This window comes from Siphonobacter curvatus (genome assembly GCF_002943425.1).
GTDB classification, from domain to species: domain Bacteria; phylum Bacteroidota; class Bacteroidia; order Cytophagales; family Spirosomataceae; genus Siphonobacter; species Siphonobacter curvatus.
On record NZ_PTRA01000001.1, the window covers coordinates 3,508,419 to 3,524,978 of the forward strand.

The window sequence follows — 16,560 nt, forward strand, 5'->3', positions numbered from 1 at the left end:
ATCGGAGATAAATTCAGTTAGGAATTGAATATAGCCTAAAAAAGCGGAAAAGGTATCTTTTCCGCTTTTTTAGGCCTCTTGGAATGATTACTCTTCAAAGGGTACGAAATCCCGGAAGGTTCGTTGCAGACTCTTGTCCTGCTGTTCCTGGCTTTTGGGCTTATTGCGATCCTGCCAACCGGCATCCAGTTCCAGGGCTAACAGGTCGTTTACTTTCATGGAAGCTTCGAAGTCATCGAGATCTTTGGCGAAAGTCTGTCCACTCTGCCCTCTACGAGCAGATTTGAGGTTGTACTTCCGGGCAAAAATGTCTCCCTTGGTCTGTAATTCATTTTTCTTGACGATGATCTTATTGAGCTGATCCACCAGCGGACTAATGGAGCGACCAATCACTTCCGTCGCTTCCAGCGTACCTACCGTTGCGGTCGCCGTACCACCTACGGTTGGAATGATTCGCCGAGCATTAACGGCTCCACCACCATCTCCATTAATGGTCAATGGTACTACTGCCGTTCCTGCCCCAATACCAGCATTCATCACCGAGCGATTTTTCTTACCGGTCTTTGCTCTTCTATATAGCTTACTGAGTTCATCCTGCTTTTCGCTCAATTGAGCAATCAACTCCCAGGCCCGAATCAATGAAGTTCGGTACTGGATGTAGAGTTGTAGGTCCTTTTCACGCTCGTTGACGGCGTTTTCCACCGTTACGTGAATCCGCTTTTCGTCCCGCTTCTGGCTTTTGTCCATTACGAAGAAGGTCAGATTAAAGCCTAGTGTATCCAGCGGGTCCTTGACGAAATCATAATCCGGCTTCCAGATAAACTCGTACTGCGTGTTAGTATTTTTCTTGAGAGCCTCCTTCGGAATCGAACGGTTATCGGATAGGAACGAGAATTCCTGAATATCCTGATCGCCGTTAGGGTCCGTCAGGTACAAGGCCAGGTTCAAGGTCGTATTCTCCCGCAGTTTGATTGTATTTACGTTGGGAACGACGGAAACCACCGGGGGCAAATCCAATTGCGTAACGTCGATCTTTAGACGTCCTTTCGTACGTGCTTTTGTGGGTTGGTCCTCCACAAAAAACTCAACGTATAGCGGTGAAGTCTTGAGTTTGTTAAACTGCGTCTGCGAAGGCTTCCAGGTAAATTCTCCTTGAGCCGATAACTTTGCTCCTTCGGGCAATTGATCCGTAATGGGAATGAACACGATTGGGTCCTGATCCGGATCGCGTACTTCATTTGGATCAATCTGATAGATATTCTGTACGTTAAACTGTACGTAAAAAGGTTTCAGGTCACCAATGATGGGCGGCCGGTTCACGTGTAGTACCCGAAACTCAGCACTCCGACGTACCTGATCGCCCTTATCCGTACTGGCGGCAAAAAGTACGGTAAATGTTTTGCTCCCCTGAATCCGGTCTACGAGATCGTAGCTGGGCGTCCACTGGAAATTCCCGATTGAATCCAGTTGCATACCGTCCTGCCGACCTTCGACAATACTAAATCGAATGGCCGTACTATCCTGATGGCTGGGACGCGTCTGAAGTTTAAAGGAAAAAGGCTTTCCTTCTTCCAGTACATTCCAGTTGGATTGGTCGGGAAAGATGATTCGCAGATTTGACTGGGCGGGTAAAGCTGATTGAGCGACTACCGTCAAACTGAATCCGATCAGAGCAATAAATTGTACGAAAAAAAGTCGCTTTATGAAATATCTCATCATAGTAGCTGTATCATGGCTAAGGCTGTGTACTTCTTTTCACGAAAAAATAGGGTAAAATATTGCACTCAGAGCCTATTTAGCGGTAGAAAGAAAGTACGATCGCGGCAAAAATAGAAAATAAAAACGTAGGAAGCTTGATTGAGAAAATTGGATTTTTAAAAAGTACGAACCTCCCGTTAAAATGGTTTACCTACGACAAAAAAGAATGAGTGATCATCGCACGGTGGGAGAATCACTCATTCCAAGAGATATTTCAAATCGTACGTACGAAAGCTTGTGCTGCTTCCGAGCGGCCGATTAGATCGCTTTCACGATGTTTACGAAGTCCCGTGACTTCAGCGAAGCTCCGCCTACCAGACCACCATCTACGTCCGGGCTGGAAAAAAGCTCGGCTGCATTGGCCGCACTAACGCTTCCGCCGTACTGAATGGTAGTGTTGTCAGCTACTTCTGCTCCGTATTTGCTGGCAATGTGACTCCGCAAAGCAGCGTGCATATCCTGAGCCTGTTGAGCCGAAGCCGTCAGACCCGTACCGATGGCCCAGATGGGTTCGTACGCGATCACGAGCTGGCCGAATTGTTCAGCGGAAAGATGGAACAGGGCATTCGTCAACTGAGCCTGTACCAGAGCGATGTAATCTTCATTCTGACGTTGTTCGAGCGATTCGCCGCAGCAGAAAATGGGTTTCAGTCCGTTTTCCAGGGCGATGTTTACTTTTTCAGCCAGAATTTCGTCGGTTTCGCCAAAGTACTGACGCCGCTCACTGTGTCCGAGAATAACGTAAGGAATGTTCAGCGATTTCACCATTGGAGCCGAGATTTCGCCCGTGTACGCTCCAGAAGCTTTTTGGTGAATGTTTTGAGCACCTATCGAAACCCGACCGGTTGCGTACTGCTGCAGTGTAGACAGATACAGCGAAGGAACGCAGAGTACAACTTCTACGTCGCTGGTTACTTCGTCAGCAATCATGTGTACAATTTCCGAAGTCAGCGCTACTGCTTCTTCGGCGGTTTTATTCATTTTCCAGTTACCTGCAACAATTTTTTTTCTCATGTGCGAAAAAAATATAAAAATCAGAAGATTACTTTTAATTAATCAAATAATGCCTTTGCTGCCTAAGAAAGGGCATTTTGGTTTTTTATTCCGGCGACGAAAGTAGCGAAAATCCCCGAAAGTGCCGAAGTGAAGCTAAAATCGTCGCGTAGCGTATTGATTATGAGTCAGAAAGCTTGTACATTAAAGTCAGTTTTTCCAAAACACGACAGTCATGAAACACGCTTTACCACTCGTACTCCTGTTCGGGCTGGTTTTCGGCCTGACTCCCACTACCTGGGCTCAGGAACGTTTTGGCCTGTATCTTCAAGGTCGTCATAAGACCACCCGTATTCCGTTCGAATTACAAGCGAATCTGATCATTGTACCCGTCAGAATTAACAATTCGGATACGCTTCGTTTTATTCTTGATTCAGGGGTATCGACTATACTCATTACGGACCCTAAAGTTCCCATTGTTCGAGGCATGAAACCCGTTCGGAAAGTACAGATTGCCGGGGCGGGTGAAGGCGGCCATCTGTCGGCAACGGTTATGGTCGGCAACGCCATTCAGATGGGCCACATGCGAGGTGGTAATCAGAATATTGTGGTGCTTGATCAGGATATTCTGCAAATATCGGAGTACGTGGGCATGCCCATTCACGGGATTTTCGGTTATGAGTTGTTCAATCACTTTGTCGTAACCATTGATTTTTCCCACAAAGAACTTCTTTTGGAGGAACCCAGTCACTATCGCTATAAACGCCGAAAAGGCGATCAATTCGCGATTACCATCGAAGATGCTAAGCCTTACCTGAACGCAGTAGCTCTGGTAGATAAAGCTCGTACGGTACCGCTTAAGGTGGTTATTGATACCGGAGCGGGTCACGCACTTTCGCTGGATGTAAACTCGCGTAATCAGATTCCCCTGCCCAATAAAGTCATCCGCACGCAGCTAGGCCGTGGATTGAGCGGGGTAATCAATGGTAGTCTGGGCCGCGTGGAAAAAATCCGGATTGGCAACAAACTCGAACTCACCAATCTGATTGCCTCCTTTCCCGATAGTCTGGCCTACGGCATGAAACTGGGACGGCATCTCGAACGACAGGGTAATATCGGTTGCGAATTATTACGGCGATTCCGAGTAACCTTCAATTACCAGCAGCGATATGTCGTACTGAAGCCCATCCGCCGCCGCCTGCGGGAAGCGTTTGAACACAACATGAGCGGCATGGACATTGTAGCCAAGGGCGTTGATTACGACGAATACCTGATTGAACGTATTGAACGAAACTCACCCGCTGAGCTTGCCGGACTCGAAGCTGGCGATGAGTTGATCAGCGTCAACGGAGAAATTTGCCGCGATCTTTCCATCTCTGATTTATACAAGATTCTACAACGTGGGGAAGGCAAGGAAATTCTCATGGCCATCCGTAGAAAAGGACAATTAATGGTGACTAGTTTGGTACTCAAACGGGTCATCTGAACGCTGGAACGCGTTTTTGTGGGGTTAAAAATCAATACTAGCCGGAAATTTTTCGGCTAGTATTGACCAACGTTACTACTTTCGTACACCCGTTGAACCCTTAAACGCCGCCACGTTTATGAACACCCGCCTTTTAGTACTCTTGCTGGGTACACTTGGTACATCAGCTTTTGCTCAACCCGGTATCGATCCGCCTTCCCGAAAATTTTCCGTGGGTATACTCGGCGGAACGCTCGGTTATGGAGCTGAGCTGGGTTACAGCCCTCGTGAACAGTCCTCCTGGCAGTTCCGGCTGGGATTTACGCACATCGGATACAAAAAGCCTTTCGATGTGGATGTGAACGATGACTCTAAGATTCATCTTTCACCGCTCGTTCGCATGAATCTATTGCAAGCTCATGCGGACTGGTTTCCCTTTTCAAGAAGTTCTTTTCGTCTGACCGGTGGATTGGGTTATCAGGTTAGCCCAAGCTACGCCGTACTGGGAAGCTCCGATACGGGTTTGAAGATTGATGACTTTGAGATTAAGCCGGAAGACTTTGGTGAAGTACAACTCAAACTTCGCTGGTGGCAGGTAACGCCGCATTTGGGGTTGGGCGTGGGCCGAGCCGTTCCTAAAAATCGGTTTGGTGCTGGGTTCGAACTAGGGTGTTATTACCTGGGAAGTCCCAAAATTGATTTTAGTACCACTGGCCTGCTCGACGCCACTACCCTGCCCGATCAGATTCCCCAAATTGAACATAACATGCGGAACTACAGCTTTTTGCCGTACTTACTGGTTTCGCTCAAATACCGGCTGACGCCCTAAATCCGGCTGATCCCGTAAAAATCCATAGTTTTGTCCGGCTAAAGCTCATCTATTGCATGAAGATTCCTTTTCGCGTCGGACACGGCTACGACGTTCACCAATTAGAAGAAAACCGCCCTTTCTGGCTCGGCGGCATTCAGATTCCGCATACACACGGGGCCAAAGGGCACTCTGACGCGGATATTATTTGCCACGTCATCTGTGATGCCCTACTCGGGGCGGCCAATCTGCGAAACATTGGCTACCATTTCTCGGATAAAGACCCGCAATGGAAAGGCGTCGATTCCAAGCTTCTACTGGCTCGCGTTTTGGAAATGATTCGGGAAAAAGGGTATGAAGTAGGGAATGTAGATGTAACCGTAGTTTTACAGGAACCTAAACTCAATCCCCACATTCCAGCCATGAAAGCGGTACTGGCTGAAGTAATGCAGGTCGATGAAGAGGAACTCTCCATCAAAGCCACTACTTCTGAACATCTGGGTTTTGTGGGAAAAAAAGAAGGAATTGCGGCTCACGCCGTGGCCCTGATTGTGCGGGCAGATTCGTAAGGCCTGCGTCACACAGGCACCACCAGTAACGCCCCGATCATTCCAGAAGGTTATGAATCGGGGCGAGCTATTTAGTACTTTCCGGTATAGGTCCTACTTGTTTCGCAACAGATAAAACGTGCCCACCTTACGGTTCGGTTCGTCTTCCCGATTGCCGTACGAATAGATTAATTCGTACTGATAGAGGTCAGCAGGCATAGGGTTGCCCCGCGAATCTTTTCCATTCCAGCCCAGCTCTCGATCGTTGGGCGTGAAGTCCTTGTTTTCAAAAACCGTATTTCCCCAACGATTCAGTATACGGAACAGCTTTACCTTTTCTAGCTTATTCCCAAATACGGTTATCCGTTCACCGGTACTCGGACCGACGCCATCGGGTGTAAATGCTTCGGGTAGACCTACCCAGCATGAATCCATTGGTACGGCGGTAGCCTCAGTAGTTGAGTCCGAACAAACACTAAGATACGAGGCTTTCAGCGTCAACTGATGAACGCCCGAAGGAATGGACACTTCCGGGTGTTGGCCCGTTGATACCGGACTTCCATCCAGATACCACTCATAAGCAGTAGCTCCCACCGATGCATTGGTCAGCTTTACGGGTACGGCCGAACAGAATGTTTCACCTACGCTAAATGCTGCGGTGGGAGCCTCACGTACCTGAATTGTTCGTTGTAACGTCCGTGAAGCACAGCTACGAGGCGTACCAAACACCGTGAGTTTGATAGTTTTGGGACCACTATTCTGGTAGCTAAGCTGGGGAGAAACATGGGCTGAATCGAGCGTGCCATTTCCCAAATCCCAAAGAAAACCCGTGAGTTGGGTTTGGGTCAGATCGCTTGTATTCAACAATCGTACGGGTTTCCCGATACAAGCCAGCGAATCGACGCTAAAACTCGCCTGCGGCCGAATGGAGGTCTGGATACGCTTCTGCGTTGAATCTGTCCCACAAGGCGTAACGGCTACTAAGGTAATGGTATAGGTAGTTTCTGGTTGCTGAAAAATAAACGTAGGATTCTGTTCGGTAGAGGTTCCTTCCCTACCAAACCGCCAGAGCCAGCGAGTAGCGACGGGAACCGTGGCATCGGTAAACTGTACGGGTACGCCCGGGCACACGACTGATTCACTCATGGAAAACAGCGGTTTAGCCGTACTGGGCGACACTTTTACCTGAGCCGTAGCCTGATTTTCGCCGCACTCGTTTTTAGCCGTCAGCGTTATGGTATAGGTCTGTAGCTGATCACGGGAGGCATATACGTGGGCTACGGTATCTTCGCTAGACGCATGTTTGGGCGTACCATCCCCAAAATTCCAGACGGATACGCCTGCATTTCCAACGGTCAGATTGGAAAACACAAACCGGGCTGGAGCACAGCGAATAACAGTAGAGTCGACACCAATACCCGCTTTAGGCAGCGGCTTTACAAGGATCGTCAGGGTATCCCGCTTGGTACCACAGGTATTTTTCAGCGAATGGGTAATCAGAAACCTTTGTCGGTCAGTCGTTGTATTTTCCAACCTGGTCGAAGCAGCATACGCTTCACTAGTAGTAGCGTTGCCGAAAGACCACTCCGAAGTAAAACCTGTTTGCTGAGCCGCCCGGGGCTGAAACGTTACATTCAGGGGCGTACATCCCTCCCGCACGCTGGCTGTAAACATTGCCGACTCCGGAGCTGCGATAACGGTAAGCGTTACGGAAACCTCCGTTCGGCATTCGCCCTCGCCTAAAACGTAGCGATACGGATAGGTACCAGCCATTTTGGGATTAAAATACGTTTTCCCCGATTGCTGCGAAACTAAACCCGGCTCTCCTTGCCAGTTTCCCCAGGTTTCACTCGTCGTCAGAGGCAATAGAGCCGTACCGAGACAAAGGCTGGTATCACGCGAAGGAGACAGAATTTTTAATGACCGTACTTCTCTTACGTAAAATGTATCGGGTTTTGGTGTGTAGGTACCACAGGCGTAAGGCAACTCGGCGGTTACGATATAAGGCTGTGAGGAAAATTCCAGTGCCCGCTCCTGACCGATAGCCAGAGGCTGTCCGTTCACAAAGTACCGGGCATTCGGATTCGGGTTTGGAATGCGGTACCGAATGGGTGTACATACACTGGGCTGGTGCTGAATAGTCAGTTCGGGCTTGGCTACTGTGCGAACACGGATGGTACGTGGGCTGGATGTTTCACAATCATTTAGAGCAACAAGCGTGAACTGATACGAGGTTACGTCTTTTAATTGCACCCGTAACACCGCTGACGTAAGCAATGTATTGGATACGAGGGTATACGCTCCCCCGCTGATTTGCCACTGGTACCGTGAACTTCCCAGCGAAACCGTCCCATCTAGTGCCAGTATACCGCCATTTTCCAGACATACTAGTGTGTCGCTACCCATGACTTTTACGCCCTCCAGTCGCAATTGGGCTAAAGGGGTTTTTCGGGTGGATATGGTATGAGTAGTGGTCGTAGTACCGCAACTGTTTGTCGCACGAAGCGTAACTTCATAAGCGTCCTGGGAGCTAGAGAAAATATGCGTAGGGTAAATATCCGTAGAGGTACCCCCGTCGCCAAAATCCCATTGGTACGTCATTTCATTCCGCGAAGGGCACGAAGTATTGCCGATGCGTACGGCATTTTCCTGACAGATATCCGGTACGCTGAATTGAGCCCTTGGACTACTTTTAAACGTAATCGGAAAAATATCCATATCTACCGGGGGCTGGCAGGTATTATCCGTGCGTAATTCCAGGTTGTAATCAACGCCGGAACCACAGCTTCGGGTAAACTCACTCAGATTATAAGTATGCATGCGGGTGATTTCGTTATCCTTCGAATAATCGAGCGTTTGCGTGAACTCATCTTTCTTGCCATCCCCCCAGCTGATCGTATAATTTGTAACGGGACAATGCCCCGCCGGAATAATTACTTTTACGCATAACGAATACAGCGAATCCTTTTCCGTAACGCAAATTAAAGGTTGGTCACAGGTACGAATCGTGGCTTTTTGTGCCCATGCGGTGTAAGTAAACACTAAGTATAAAAACGAAAGATAAGCTAATTTCATGAATAGTGGGGATAGATCAAACCGCATAAAAATAGCTATTCATTCCTTATCATACATTTATTTATACTCAATAATAAATAGTCTTTTTTATCTTTCCGAACCATTTATTCAACGCACCTTCACCTATGCCCCGTTTTTACCTCACTTTTTGGGTAGTACTCCTTTGTTTTCTGACCGACGCCTACGGTCAAGATCCACAGTTCTCTCAATTCTACGCCAATCCATTAGCTCAAAATCCCGCCTTTACGGGAAATGCCCGTATGGGTCGCGTCATCGTCAATTATCGGAAGCAGGCGTATGGTCTTAATCGCGATTTTGAAACCATGGCCGCTTCTTACGATACCTACCTAGAAAACACGGACTCCCGTACCGGCCAGCCTTCACTGGGATTGGGACTACAACTCATGCGGGACAAACAGGGTGGGGGTACCTTTCTGGGTAGCACCGAAGGACTCTATACGACCAGTGCTTATCTATCGGCGTCGAAACGGCTGGCTCGTTTTGGTACGGATGGGAAGTACAAGTGTTGGAGTGGTATGCAAATCGGCGGGGTGAGTCGGCTTATTCGAGGACAGAGCCTTCTATTCGCCGACCAGTTTTCGGGATCCGGTGTTTCGCCGAGCTCCATGGATCCGGTTGCTCTGGCGAATGGTATCACTCGAAATTTCTTTGACGTTAACGCGGGATTACTCTTTGAAGTAGATCCACAAGAAAACGTGGCTCTTTACGATCGGACCGAAACGATGTACTGGGTAGGCGGAGCCATCCATCACCTCAACAAGTCCCTGCCAAAGGACCCCTGGTTACCCCTTAGCCAGCGAGTGAGTCTACAGGCGGGCCTCACGATTCCCTTTGCCCGGGTACTGAGTCTGGAACGGGGCCATACGCCTACCCCTTACCGCGTGCGAACCCATACGTTAGCAGCTAATCTTCGGCAACAGGCGGGTCTGGCTCAACTGGATTTTGGGTACAACTGGCGGTACAGCCCCCTCATGCTGGGGGCATGGGTACGAGGGATTCCGTTAAACAAAGTCAGTAAAAACTTCCAGCAGAATGCTCTGGTGTTTTTAGTGGGTATCCAACCTACCGATTTTCCGTTTCAGCTCGAACTTAGCTATGATTTCCCCCTGTCTACCTTTCGAGGGTACAGCGGCGGAGCCTACGAACTTTCCCTTTGGATGGGTTTGGAAAAGCTGGGAATGTCAACCCAACGTTTTCGGCAGTTCAAGTTTCCTGCCTTATAAAAGTAAAGCGGCCTGTTCACTACAGGCCGCTTTACTTTTTTGGATCTATGTGACGACTACTTATTCGTAGGTGACGCGACCGATGATACTGCGGCCGAGGGTGATTTCATCGGCGTACTCCAGATCGCCCCCAATGGGTATACCCCGGGCAATCGTGGTAATCTTGATGGGATACTGCCGGAGTCGTTTCGTCAAATAAAACGAAGTGGTATCTCCCTGCATGGTGGGGCTTAAAGCCAGAATCACCTCCCGAATTTCGTTTTTCGGATCAGCCACCCGGTCAAGCAGCGATTCGACCTGTAAGTCAGCTGGTCCTACGCCTTCCAGTGGGTTGATCAGTCCTCCCAGCACGTGGTACATGCCGCGAAACTGAGCCGTATTTTCAACGGCAAGCACATCGCGGGTATCTTCCACCACGCAAATCAACTGGCTGTCCCGACGGGGATTGGCACAAATCTGGCACAGATCCTCATCAGCAATCGTATGGCATTGCCGACAATAGCGGGTTTGGGTACGCAAATTCACCAGGACCTCGGCCAATTGGGAGGTCTGTTGTTCTTCGCGTTTGAGCAAATGTAAAGCAAGACGAAGAGCCGTTTTTTTCCCAATTCCGGGGAGCTTACTGATCTCCTCAACGGCGTCTTCTATGAGTTTCGAAGGATAATTCAAGAGCGTTGTGTGGCTGGCGGCCTGTCCATGCTGATTTTTCTCGTCGCCAGCATCGACTAAGCCAAAAACAAAAAAACGGTTCTAGAGAACTTCAGCACTGATGCCTCGTTCGCAAATGGCATTTCGCATGGGAGCCAATTCTTCAAAAGCTCCTTTTTTCACGGCACATTTTCCCTTGTAATGAATCAGAATAGTACACTGTTCCGCTTGTTCGGGTGTATGACCGCATACTTCCATAAGCGTGTCGATTACCCAATCGAAGGTATTCACATCATCATTAAAAACGACCAGGTCATGTTCTTCTTGTTCTTCCGTTGCTTCCAGAACATCTACGTCTTCTTCTTCCCAGGGTTTCGGTAAGGTGCTCATTAACATGGCTATATCCAGTAAATCAGTGGCTTATTTAAGAACAAATGTACCCTTTATAACCCGCATACCCAACCGAAGGTTCAAGGAAGTTTATATTCTTGTATGAAGAAAAAAACAGTATTTTGTTGATCCCGTTGTAGGTTTGCAGAATGTTTGGCCGGACGGCTTTACGACCCATTGAAAGCTCCGCCCTCCCTCATCAGCACCCTTGTTTTATTCATGAACGCTTACCTGGCTCTTTTCATCCTGCTTGGCTACTTTCTGATGCTTGTGGCCGTTTCGTTTTACACCTCCCGTGGAGCGGATACCAATGCTTTTTTTACCGCAAATAAGCAGTCTCCTTGGTACCTAGTGGCCTTTGGCATGATTGGCACTTCACTTTCGGGAGTAACCTTCATTTCGGTACCCGGTAATGTCAGTACTTCCCAGTTCACCTATTTTCAGGTTATTCTGGGTTATCTGGTGGGGTACTTTGTGATTGCTACGGTACTCATGCCGCTGTACTACCGGCTGAATCTGATATCGATTTATTCGTATCTGGATAAACGTTTTGGTTTCTGGTCGTATAAAACCGGAGCAGGCTTTTTCCTGCTTTCGCGAACCGTAGGATCGGCGGGCCGAATGTTCATCGCCGTACAAGTACTACAGCTGGCGATTTTCGATCGTTTCGGCATTCCTTTTGAGGCGACGGTCCTTTTTGCGATTGTACTCATCTGGGTTTACACCTTCAAGGGCGGCGTTAAAACGATTATTATCACCGATACTCTTCAGACCTTTTTCCTGGTAACGGCGGTCTTTTTAACGGTATTTCTAATTGCCCGACAACTGAATCTGAATTTTGGTCAGCTTTGGAATACTGTACAGTCGACTTCGTATTCGAAGATTTTCGTCTGGGACTGGGCTCCCAAAAATAACTTCTTTAAGGATTTCATCTCCGGAGCTTTCATTGCCATTGTGATGACGGGGCTGGATCAGGATTTGATGCAGAAAAACCTGACGTGCAAGAACATCGGCGAAGCTCAAAAAAACATGCTCTGGTTCTGCGTGGTACTGGTGATCGTCAACTTTGCCTTCCTGAATTTGGGAGCTTTGCTACTGATTTATTCAGAACAGATGGGCATCACCATTCCTGCCAAATCCGACGATTTGTACCCGATGCTGGCCTTAGGTAATCATTTTGGTCTGATTGCGGCTGTCACCTTCCTGCTGGGCATTACGGCGGCTACCTACGCTAGTTCTGATTCGGCTTTAACGGCCCTGACGACTTCGTTCTGCATCGACTTTCTGAACATTGAAAAATACCCCGAGAAAGAACGTCAACGCATCAAAACCTGGGTACACTTGATGTTTTCAGCCTTGTTTTTAGTCGTCATTATTCTCTTCAAACAATTGAATAACCAGTCGATGATCCGTACCATTTTTGATCTGGCTGGTTATACGTACGGACCTCTCTTGGGACTCTATACCTTTGGTTTATACACGAAATGGTCGGTAAAAGACCGCTTTGTACCCTTGGTATGCGTAGTTTCTCCCGTACTCACGTACGTGTTGGTTAGCCACTCCCAGGAATGGTTCAATTACTCGTTTGGTTTCGAAAAACTGCTGTTAAATGGTTTTCTTACCTACGTAGGCTTAGTAGCTCTCAAAAAACCGAATTTATCCTACGGAACAAGTAATTAAAACTATAGATGATTTTTAATTATAAAAGTAAAAAATGTAACTTTGTACAGAATAACGTTATACCTCTAAATATTTCTACTGCTAAACGCTATTACTTTTTTCCTCTTGAAAACAGTAGTAGCGTTTTCAGTACTAGAGCCTGCAAGATTTTTATTTTCAGTTGTTTACAGATTTCGTATCTTAGCTGACATCCACAGCTAGTTTACCATCCAAGCGTATCCACATTCCCCCAAACTTATCATATATGAGTGTTTTTACTTTTCGACGGTCGCTTCGACTTACGTTCGTATGGGCTTTTTTGCTGTCCTTTCGCAGCATAGCTCAAACGCCTACGGACGGTATCATGATGGGTAAACATCTGATTTGCAACGTAGCTAGTTATTCCAACAGCCAGTGGAGTCAGTACTGGGAAGGAACGCGTAAACGCAGTAATGCGAATGTCGGCACCTTTACCAGCCAGAATGTGATGCTGATGAGTGCCTATGGGATCACTAAAAACCTGAACGTTATTGCGGGTTTGCCTTACATCTGGAACCGGTCCAATGGCGGGCACTTCTCCCGTCAGGAAGGTATTCAAGACCTTTCCGTATGGCTGAAATACCGGGCATTCCGGGCAGAAACTTCGGTGGGTACCTTCGCTTTATTCGCGACGGGAGGCGTTTCGGCTCCGGTGAACCAATACATCCCGGATATGTTACCGTATTCGATTGGTCTTCGCTCGAAAACGGCCTCGATCAAGGGGATAGCCCATTACAAATTCAAGGGCTTCTACCTGACTGGTCACGCGGGCTACATTCGTCGCAGTAACATCCACATTGACCGCGATGCATACCAGTACGATGGCGTCATGTACGACACGCATGAAGTAATGGTACCCGATGTAGTCGATGCTTCGGCCCGTCTGGGGTATCTTAACAAATACGTACAAGTGGAAGGCTTCATTGATAATATGACCAGCCAAAGCGGCGATGATATTCGCCGTCAGGATATGCCCTTCCCCACCAATAAAATGGATCAGACCCAGGTGGGCGGGATGGCTAAAGTGCATCTGCACCTGAAAAATGGTAGTTTCTTTACCCTGGTTGGCCAGTACAGTCAGGTAACCGCTGGCCGCAATGTGGGCCAGGCTCGGATGTATACGGTAGGCATCCAGCATACGTTTAATGTTACCGGCCGCTCTTCGGATCTCCCCTAATCCCCCAATACTTATGAATATGCTTCGTCGATTAGGCATTTTATCGCTGATCGTCTTACTCAACAGCTGTGACAAGAGTATTGATCAGCCTTCGCTCACCGTGTACGAACCAGCCGGACTGGATACCAAAGGCGGTCAATGGAAAACCTTCGTATTAGCTTCCACCGATGAGGTTACCGTGCCGGCTCCGCTCACGACGGAATCCAGTGCGTATAAAGCTGAATTACAGGAATTAAAAAGCCTCAACATTACGGCTGACCAACAAAAAACGATCGATTACTGGTCGGCAGGTGGCGTATACCGCTGGAATGAATTGGCCCGTACCCTGGCAGCCAATTACAACTTACCTCCGGTCTACGACGAAATTCAGAAAAAGTATCCCGTACCCGATGCGGCTAATCCCACGGCTGAACCGAAGTTTCCTTTTTGTAATCCCCCTTATGCCTCCCGCATGTTTGCGTACCTTGGCGTTGCTCAGTACGACGCTCTGGTAGCTGCCTGGAAATACAAATATCAGTACAATCGACTGTCTCCGGCGAAGGTAGATGCGGGCATTACTTCTAAACTACCCGTGACCGACCTGCCTTCGTATCCGTCAGAAGATGCCGTGGTAGCCGCGGCTTCGTTTGAAGTACTGAAAGTGATGTTCCCTGGCGAAGTGGCCAAACTGACGGCAACTTACGAAGCCCACCGCAACAGTCGGATCTGGGCGAAGGCTAACGTACGCAGTGACCTCGAAGCGGGTGAAGCACTGGGCAAAGCCGTAGCAGCAAAAGTCATTGCCCGGGCCAAAGCCGATGGTATGGGAGCGGCCAATAACCAAGCTGCCGTAGCCGCCATGATTGCCGATGCCAAAGCCCGAGGCTTGCGGAAGGAATGGACCAGTCTGGATGCTCCCGCTCGCCCTCCGATGTTACCGACTTTCGGAAACGTAAAAACCTGGAATTTTACGGAGGCCCAAAAAGTGACCATGCGTCCGAGCCCACCGCCAGCCTTGGGTTCGGCTGGTTTTGAGAAAGATCTACAGGAACTACGCGATATGGGCAAGAAGCTCACCCGCGATCAGCACCGTATTGCTTCGTACTGGTCGGATGGCGTAGGGAGTTACACGCCGCCCGGACACTGGAACCGGGAGGCGGCCAACCTAACCCGCAAGTACAAGGAGAATGAACTCCGGGCCGCCCGGACCATGGCTCTGGTAGGCACTTCGCTGATGGACGCCGGAATTGCCTGCTGGGATACTAAATTTTACTATTACACGCCCCGGCCGTTCCAGGTAGACCACGCGGTACGCTCGACCATTGGAACGCCCAACTTCCCCAGTTTCACGTCTGGCCATTCGACGTTCTCCGGGGCAGCGGCAACGGTACTGGCGTATTTGTTCCCTAATGACGCCGACGCCATGCAAGCCCTGGCTACTGAAGCATCGTTATCCCGCATTTACGGTTGTATTCATTACCGTTCGGATTCAGATGTAGGGCTGGTTCACGGTAAAGCTGTGGGCGAATACGCCATCAAACGAGCACAACTCGATGGAGCTGGTCGCTAACTAAATGATACCCAACGCCTGACTTCCCCTAAGTCAGGCGTTTTTACGCTCATCTTTCCATGAAAATCTTCTTTTATGCCGGACTAATCAGTCTGATTATTTTCGAGTTAGCCAGTATTTACTTCATCATGCCTCTGCCGGGCAGCCAGCGGATTCCTAGCCTGGAAGCCGCCTATTTTATTCATCGCTGGCGGGTTTCTTTCTGGGTAGGCTGTGGCTTACTGATTGCCTTGGGAATCATTCCCGCTTTTTCAGAATACGGAAAAAAGTGGGTACCGATTCTGGCCTCGCTGGTAACAATTGCCTTGGTTACCTGGATTCACTTGAAGATGAATGCCCAAGCACTTTTTCAGGAGCCGCAACAGGTTCAGTTGGCCCCTGGCTCGCAAAATAAAGTAAATCCCAAACGCCTCGTCGTAGGCGTTGTAATGGGTAAAGAAGCCCGTGCCTACCCCATTCAGTTTCTGGCTTATCACCATCAGGTACGCGATACCGTTGCGGGTACGCCAATTCTAGTTACCTACTGTTCCGTTTGCCGGACGGGTCGCGTTTACGGCTCGCTTGTCGATGGAGAGCCCGAGACCTTCCGGCTCGTCGGTATGGACCATTTTAATGCTTTGTTTGAAGATTCGCGTACCCATAGCTGGTGGCGGCAGGTCAACGGAGAGGCGGTCGTAGGTTCGCTGAAAGGTTCCTATTTACCCGATGTTCCCAGCCGTCAAACGACGCTCGAAGAATGGTTGAAGCTGTATCCCAACAGCCTGGTTTTCCAGGGCGATCCTGCGTTCACCGAGGAGTACAGCAAGGATATGGCTTACGAAAATGGTACCTCCGAAAGCGAATTAACGGGGACGGATAAGCATTCCTGGCACGAAAAATCCTGGATTGTAGGCATTGATGCGGGCCGGACTTCGAAAGCCTATGACTGGAACCGTCTGAAGCAACAACGCATCATCAACGATGTTGTGGGCGATGTACCCGTCCTGGTAGTACTGGCCAAAGACAACGCCAGTTTCTTTGCCTACCAGCGACCCGACGTTTCTACGATTTATGCGTTGAAAAATGATTCGCTCATTACCGTAGGCCATAGCTACGATCTGGCGGGTCGCTCCTCGGAAGGGCGACTACGCCCCATCAATGCTTCCCAGGAATTCTGGCATAGCTGGTCCACGTTTCATCCCAAAACGGAACGGTATTAGACCATTGT

13 protein-coding genes are annotated in these 16,560 nt (G+C 48.9%); 8 read left to right on the plus strand and 5 right to left on the minus strand.

Annotated features, from left to right (window positions below):
- Window positions 1-87: 87 nt before the first annotated feature.
- Window positions 88-1,719, minus strand: a complete 1,632-nt coding sequence (locus C5O19_RS14530; protein WP_243406386.1) for a hypothetical protein — start codon at window positions 1,717-1,719, stop codon at window positions 88-90.
- Window positions 1,720-2,016: 297 nt separating this feature from the next.
- Window positions 2,017-2,772 carry a triose-phosphate isomerase gene (tpiA, locus tag C5O19_RS14535; RefSeq protein WP_104713410.1) on the minus strand — a complete coding sequence of 252 codons (756 nt, stop codon included), beginning with the start codon at window positions 2,770-2,772 and terminating at the stop codon, window positions 2,017-2,019.
- 214 nt (window positions 2,773-2,986) lie between these two features.
- Here tpiA and C5O19_RS14540 point away from each other — a divergent pair, with 214 nt between their 5' ends.
- The 3 genes from C5O19_RS14540 (at window position 2,987) to ispF (ending at window position 5,593) form a co-directional block, all read left to right on the plus strand.
- The gene (locus tag C5O19_RS14540) at window positions 2,987-4,237 is read left to right on the plus strand and encodes an aspartyl protease family protein (RefSeq protein WP_104713412.1); all 1,251 of its coding nucleotides are present in this window, start codon (window positions 2,987-2,989) and stop codon (window positions 4,235-4,237) included.
- 118 nt (window positions 4,238-4,355) lie between these two features.
- The gene (locus C5O19_RS14545) at window positions 4,356-5,045 is read left to right on the plus strand and encodes a hypothetical protein (RefSeq protein WP_104713414.1); all 690 of its coding nucleotides are present in this window, start codon (window positions 4,356-4,358) and stop codon (window positions 5,043-5,045) included.
- 62 nt (window positions 5,046-5,107) lie between these two features.
- Window positions 5,108-5,593, plus strand: a complete 486-nt coding sequence (ispF, locus tag C5O19_RS14550; protein ID WP_394341786.1) for a 2-C-methyl-D-erythritol 2,4-cyclodiphosphate synthase — start codon at window positions 5,108-5,110, stop codon at window positions 5,591-5,593.
- A 93-nt stretch (window positions 5,594-5,686) separates the two neighbouring features.
- Here the strand turns inward: ispF and C5O19_RS14555 are convergent, their stop codons facing one another.
- Window positions 5,687-8,647, minus strand: coding sequence for a PKD domain-containing protein (locus C5O19_RS14555; RefSeq protein WP_165796025.1), 2,961 nt, complete (start codon window positions 8,645-8,647; stop codon window positions 5,687-5,689).
- Between the two features lie 125 nt (window positions 8,648-8,772).
- On the opposite strand from C5O19_RS14555, the gene C5O19_RS14560 reads away from it, so the two are divergent.
- On the plus strand, window positions 8,773-9,891 hold the full coding sequence (locus tag C5O19_RS14560) for a PorP/SprF family type IX secretion system membrane protein (RefSeq protein WP_104713423.1): 1,119 nt from the start codon (window positions 8,773-8,775) through the stop codon (window positions 9,889-9,891).
- Between the two features lie 60 nt (window positions 9,892-9,951).
- Here the strand turns inward: C5O19_RS14560 and recR are convergent, their stop codons facing one another.
- Window positions 9,952-10,560, minus strand: coding sequence for a recombination mediator RecR (gene recR, locus C5O19_RS14565; protein WP_104713425.1), 609 nt, complete (start codon window positions 10,558-10,560; stop codon window positions 9,952-9,954).
- An 81-nt stretch (window positions 10,561-10,641) separates the two neighbouring features.
- Window positions 10,642-10,929: an ATP-dependent Clp protease adaptor ClpS gene (locus C5O19_RS14570; RefSeq protein ID WP_104713427.1), complete on the minus strand. Its 288-nt coding sequence runs from the start codon at window positions 10,927-10,929 to the stop codon at window positions 10,642-10,644.
- A 219-nt stretch (window positions 10,930-11,148) separates the two neighbouring features.
- Here C5O19_RS14570 and C5O19_RS14575 point away from each other — a divergent pair, with 219 nt between their 5' ends.
- The 4 genes from C5O19_RS14575 (at window position 11,149) to C5O19_RS14590 (ending at window position 16,552) form a co-directional block, all read left to right on the plus strand.
- On the plus strand, window positions 11,149-12,609 hold the full coding sequence (locus tag C5O19_RS14575; RefSeq protein ID WP_104713429.1) for a sodium:solute symporter: 1,461 nt from the start codon (window positions 11,149-11,151) through the stop codon (window positions 12,607-12,609).
- A 244-nt stretch (window positions 12,610-12,853) separates the two neighbouring features.
- Window positions 12,854-13,804: a hypothetical protein gene (locus tag C5O19_RS14580; RefSeq protein WP_104713431.1), complete on the plus strand. Its 951-nt coding sequence runs from the start codon at window positions 12,854-12,856 to the stop codon at window positions 13,802-13,804.
- A 13-nt stretch (window positions 13,805-13,817) separates the two neighbouring features.
- Window positions 13,818-15,353: a phosphatase PAP2 family protein gene (locus tag C5O19_RS14585; protein WP_104713433.1), complete on the plus strand. Its 1,536-nt coding sequence runs from the start codon at window positions 13,818-13,820 to the stop codon at window positions 15,351-15,353.
- A gap of 59 nt (window positions 15,354-15,412) precedes the next feature.
- Entirely contained in the window at window positions 15,413-16,552 is a 1,140-nt protein-coding gene (locus tag C5O19_RS14590; RefSeq protein ID WP_104713435.1) for a DUF3179 domain-containing (seleno)protein, read from the plus strand.
- Window positions 16,553-16,560: the final 8 nt, after the last annotated feature.

Coding starts and splice junctions, on each gene's coding strand:
- C5O19_RS14530 (WP_243406386.1), bottom strand. CDS start 1,719: ATGATGAGATATTTCATAAAGCGACTTTTTTTCGTACAATTTATTGCT.
- C5O19_RS14570 (WP_104713427.1), bottom strand. CDS start 10,929: ATGAGCACCTTACCGAAACCCTGGGAAGAAGAAGACGTAGATGTTCTG.
- C5O19_RS14560 (WP_104713423.1), top strand. CDS start 8,773: ATGCCCCGTTTTTACCTCACTTTTTGGGTAGTACTCCTTTGTTTTCTG.
- C5O19_RS14590 (WP_104713435.1), top strand. CDS start 15,413: ATGAAAATCTTCTTTTATGCCGGACTAATCAGTCTGATTATTTTCGAG.
- C5O19_RS14575 (WP_104713429.1), top strand. CDS start 11,149: ATGAACGCTTACCTGGCTCTTTTCATCCTGCTTGGCTACTTTCTGATG.
- C5O19_RS14580 (WP_104713431.1), top strand. CDS start 12,854: ATGAGTGTTTTTACTTTTCGACGGTCGCTTCGACTTACGTTCGTATGG.
- C5O19_RS14540 (WP_104713412.1), top strand. CDS start 2,987: ATGAAACACGCTTTACCACTCGTACTCCTGTTCGGGCTGGTTTTCGGC.
- tpiA (WP_104713410.1), bottom strand. CDS start 2,772: ATGAGAAAAAAAATTGTTGCAGGTAACTGGAAAATGAATAAAACCGCC.
- C5O19_RS14545 (WP_104713414.1), top strand. CDS start 4,356: ATGAACACCCGCCTTTTAGTACTCTTGCTGGGTACACTTGGTACATCA.
- C5O19_RS14555 (WP_165796025.1), bottom strand. CDS start 8,647: ATGAAATTAGCTTATCTTTCGTTTTTATACTTAGTGTTTACTTACACC.
- C5O19_RS14585 (WP_104713433.1), top strand. CDS start 13,818: ATGAATATGCTTCGTCGATTAGGCATTTTATCGCTGATCGTCTTACTC.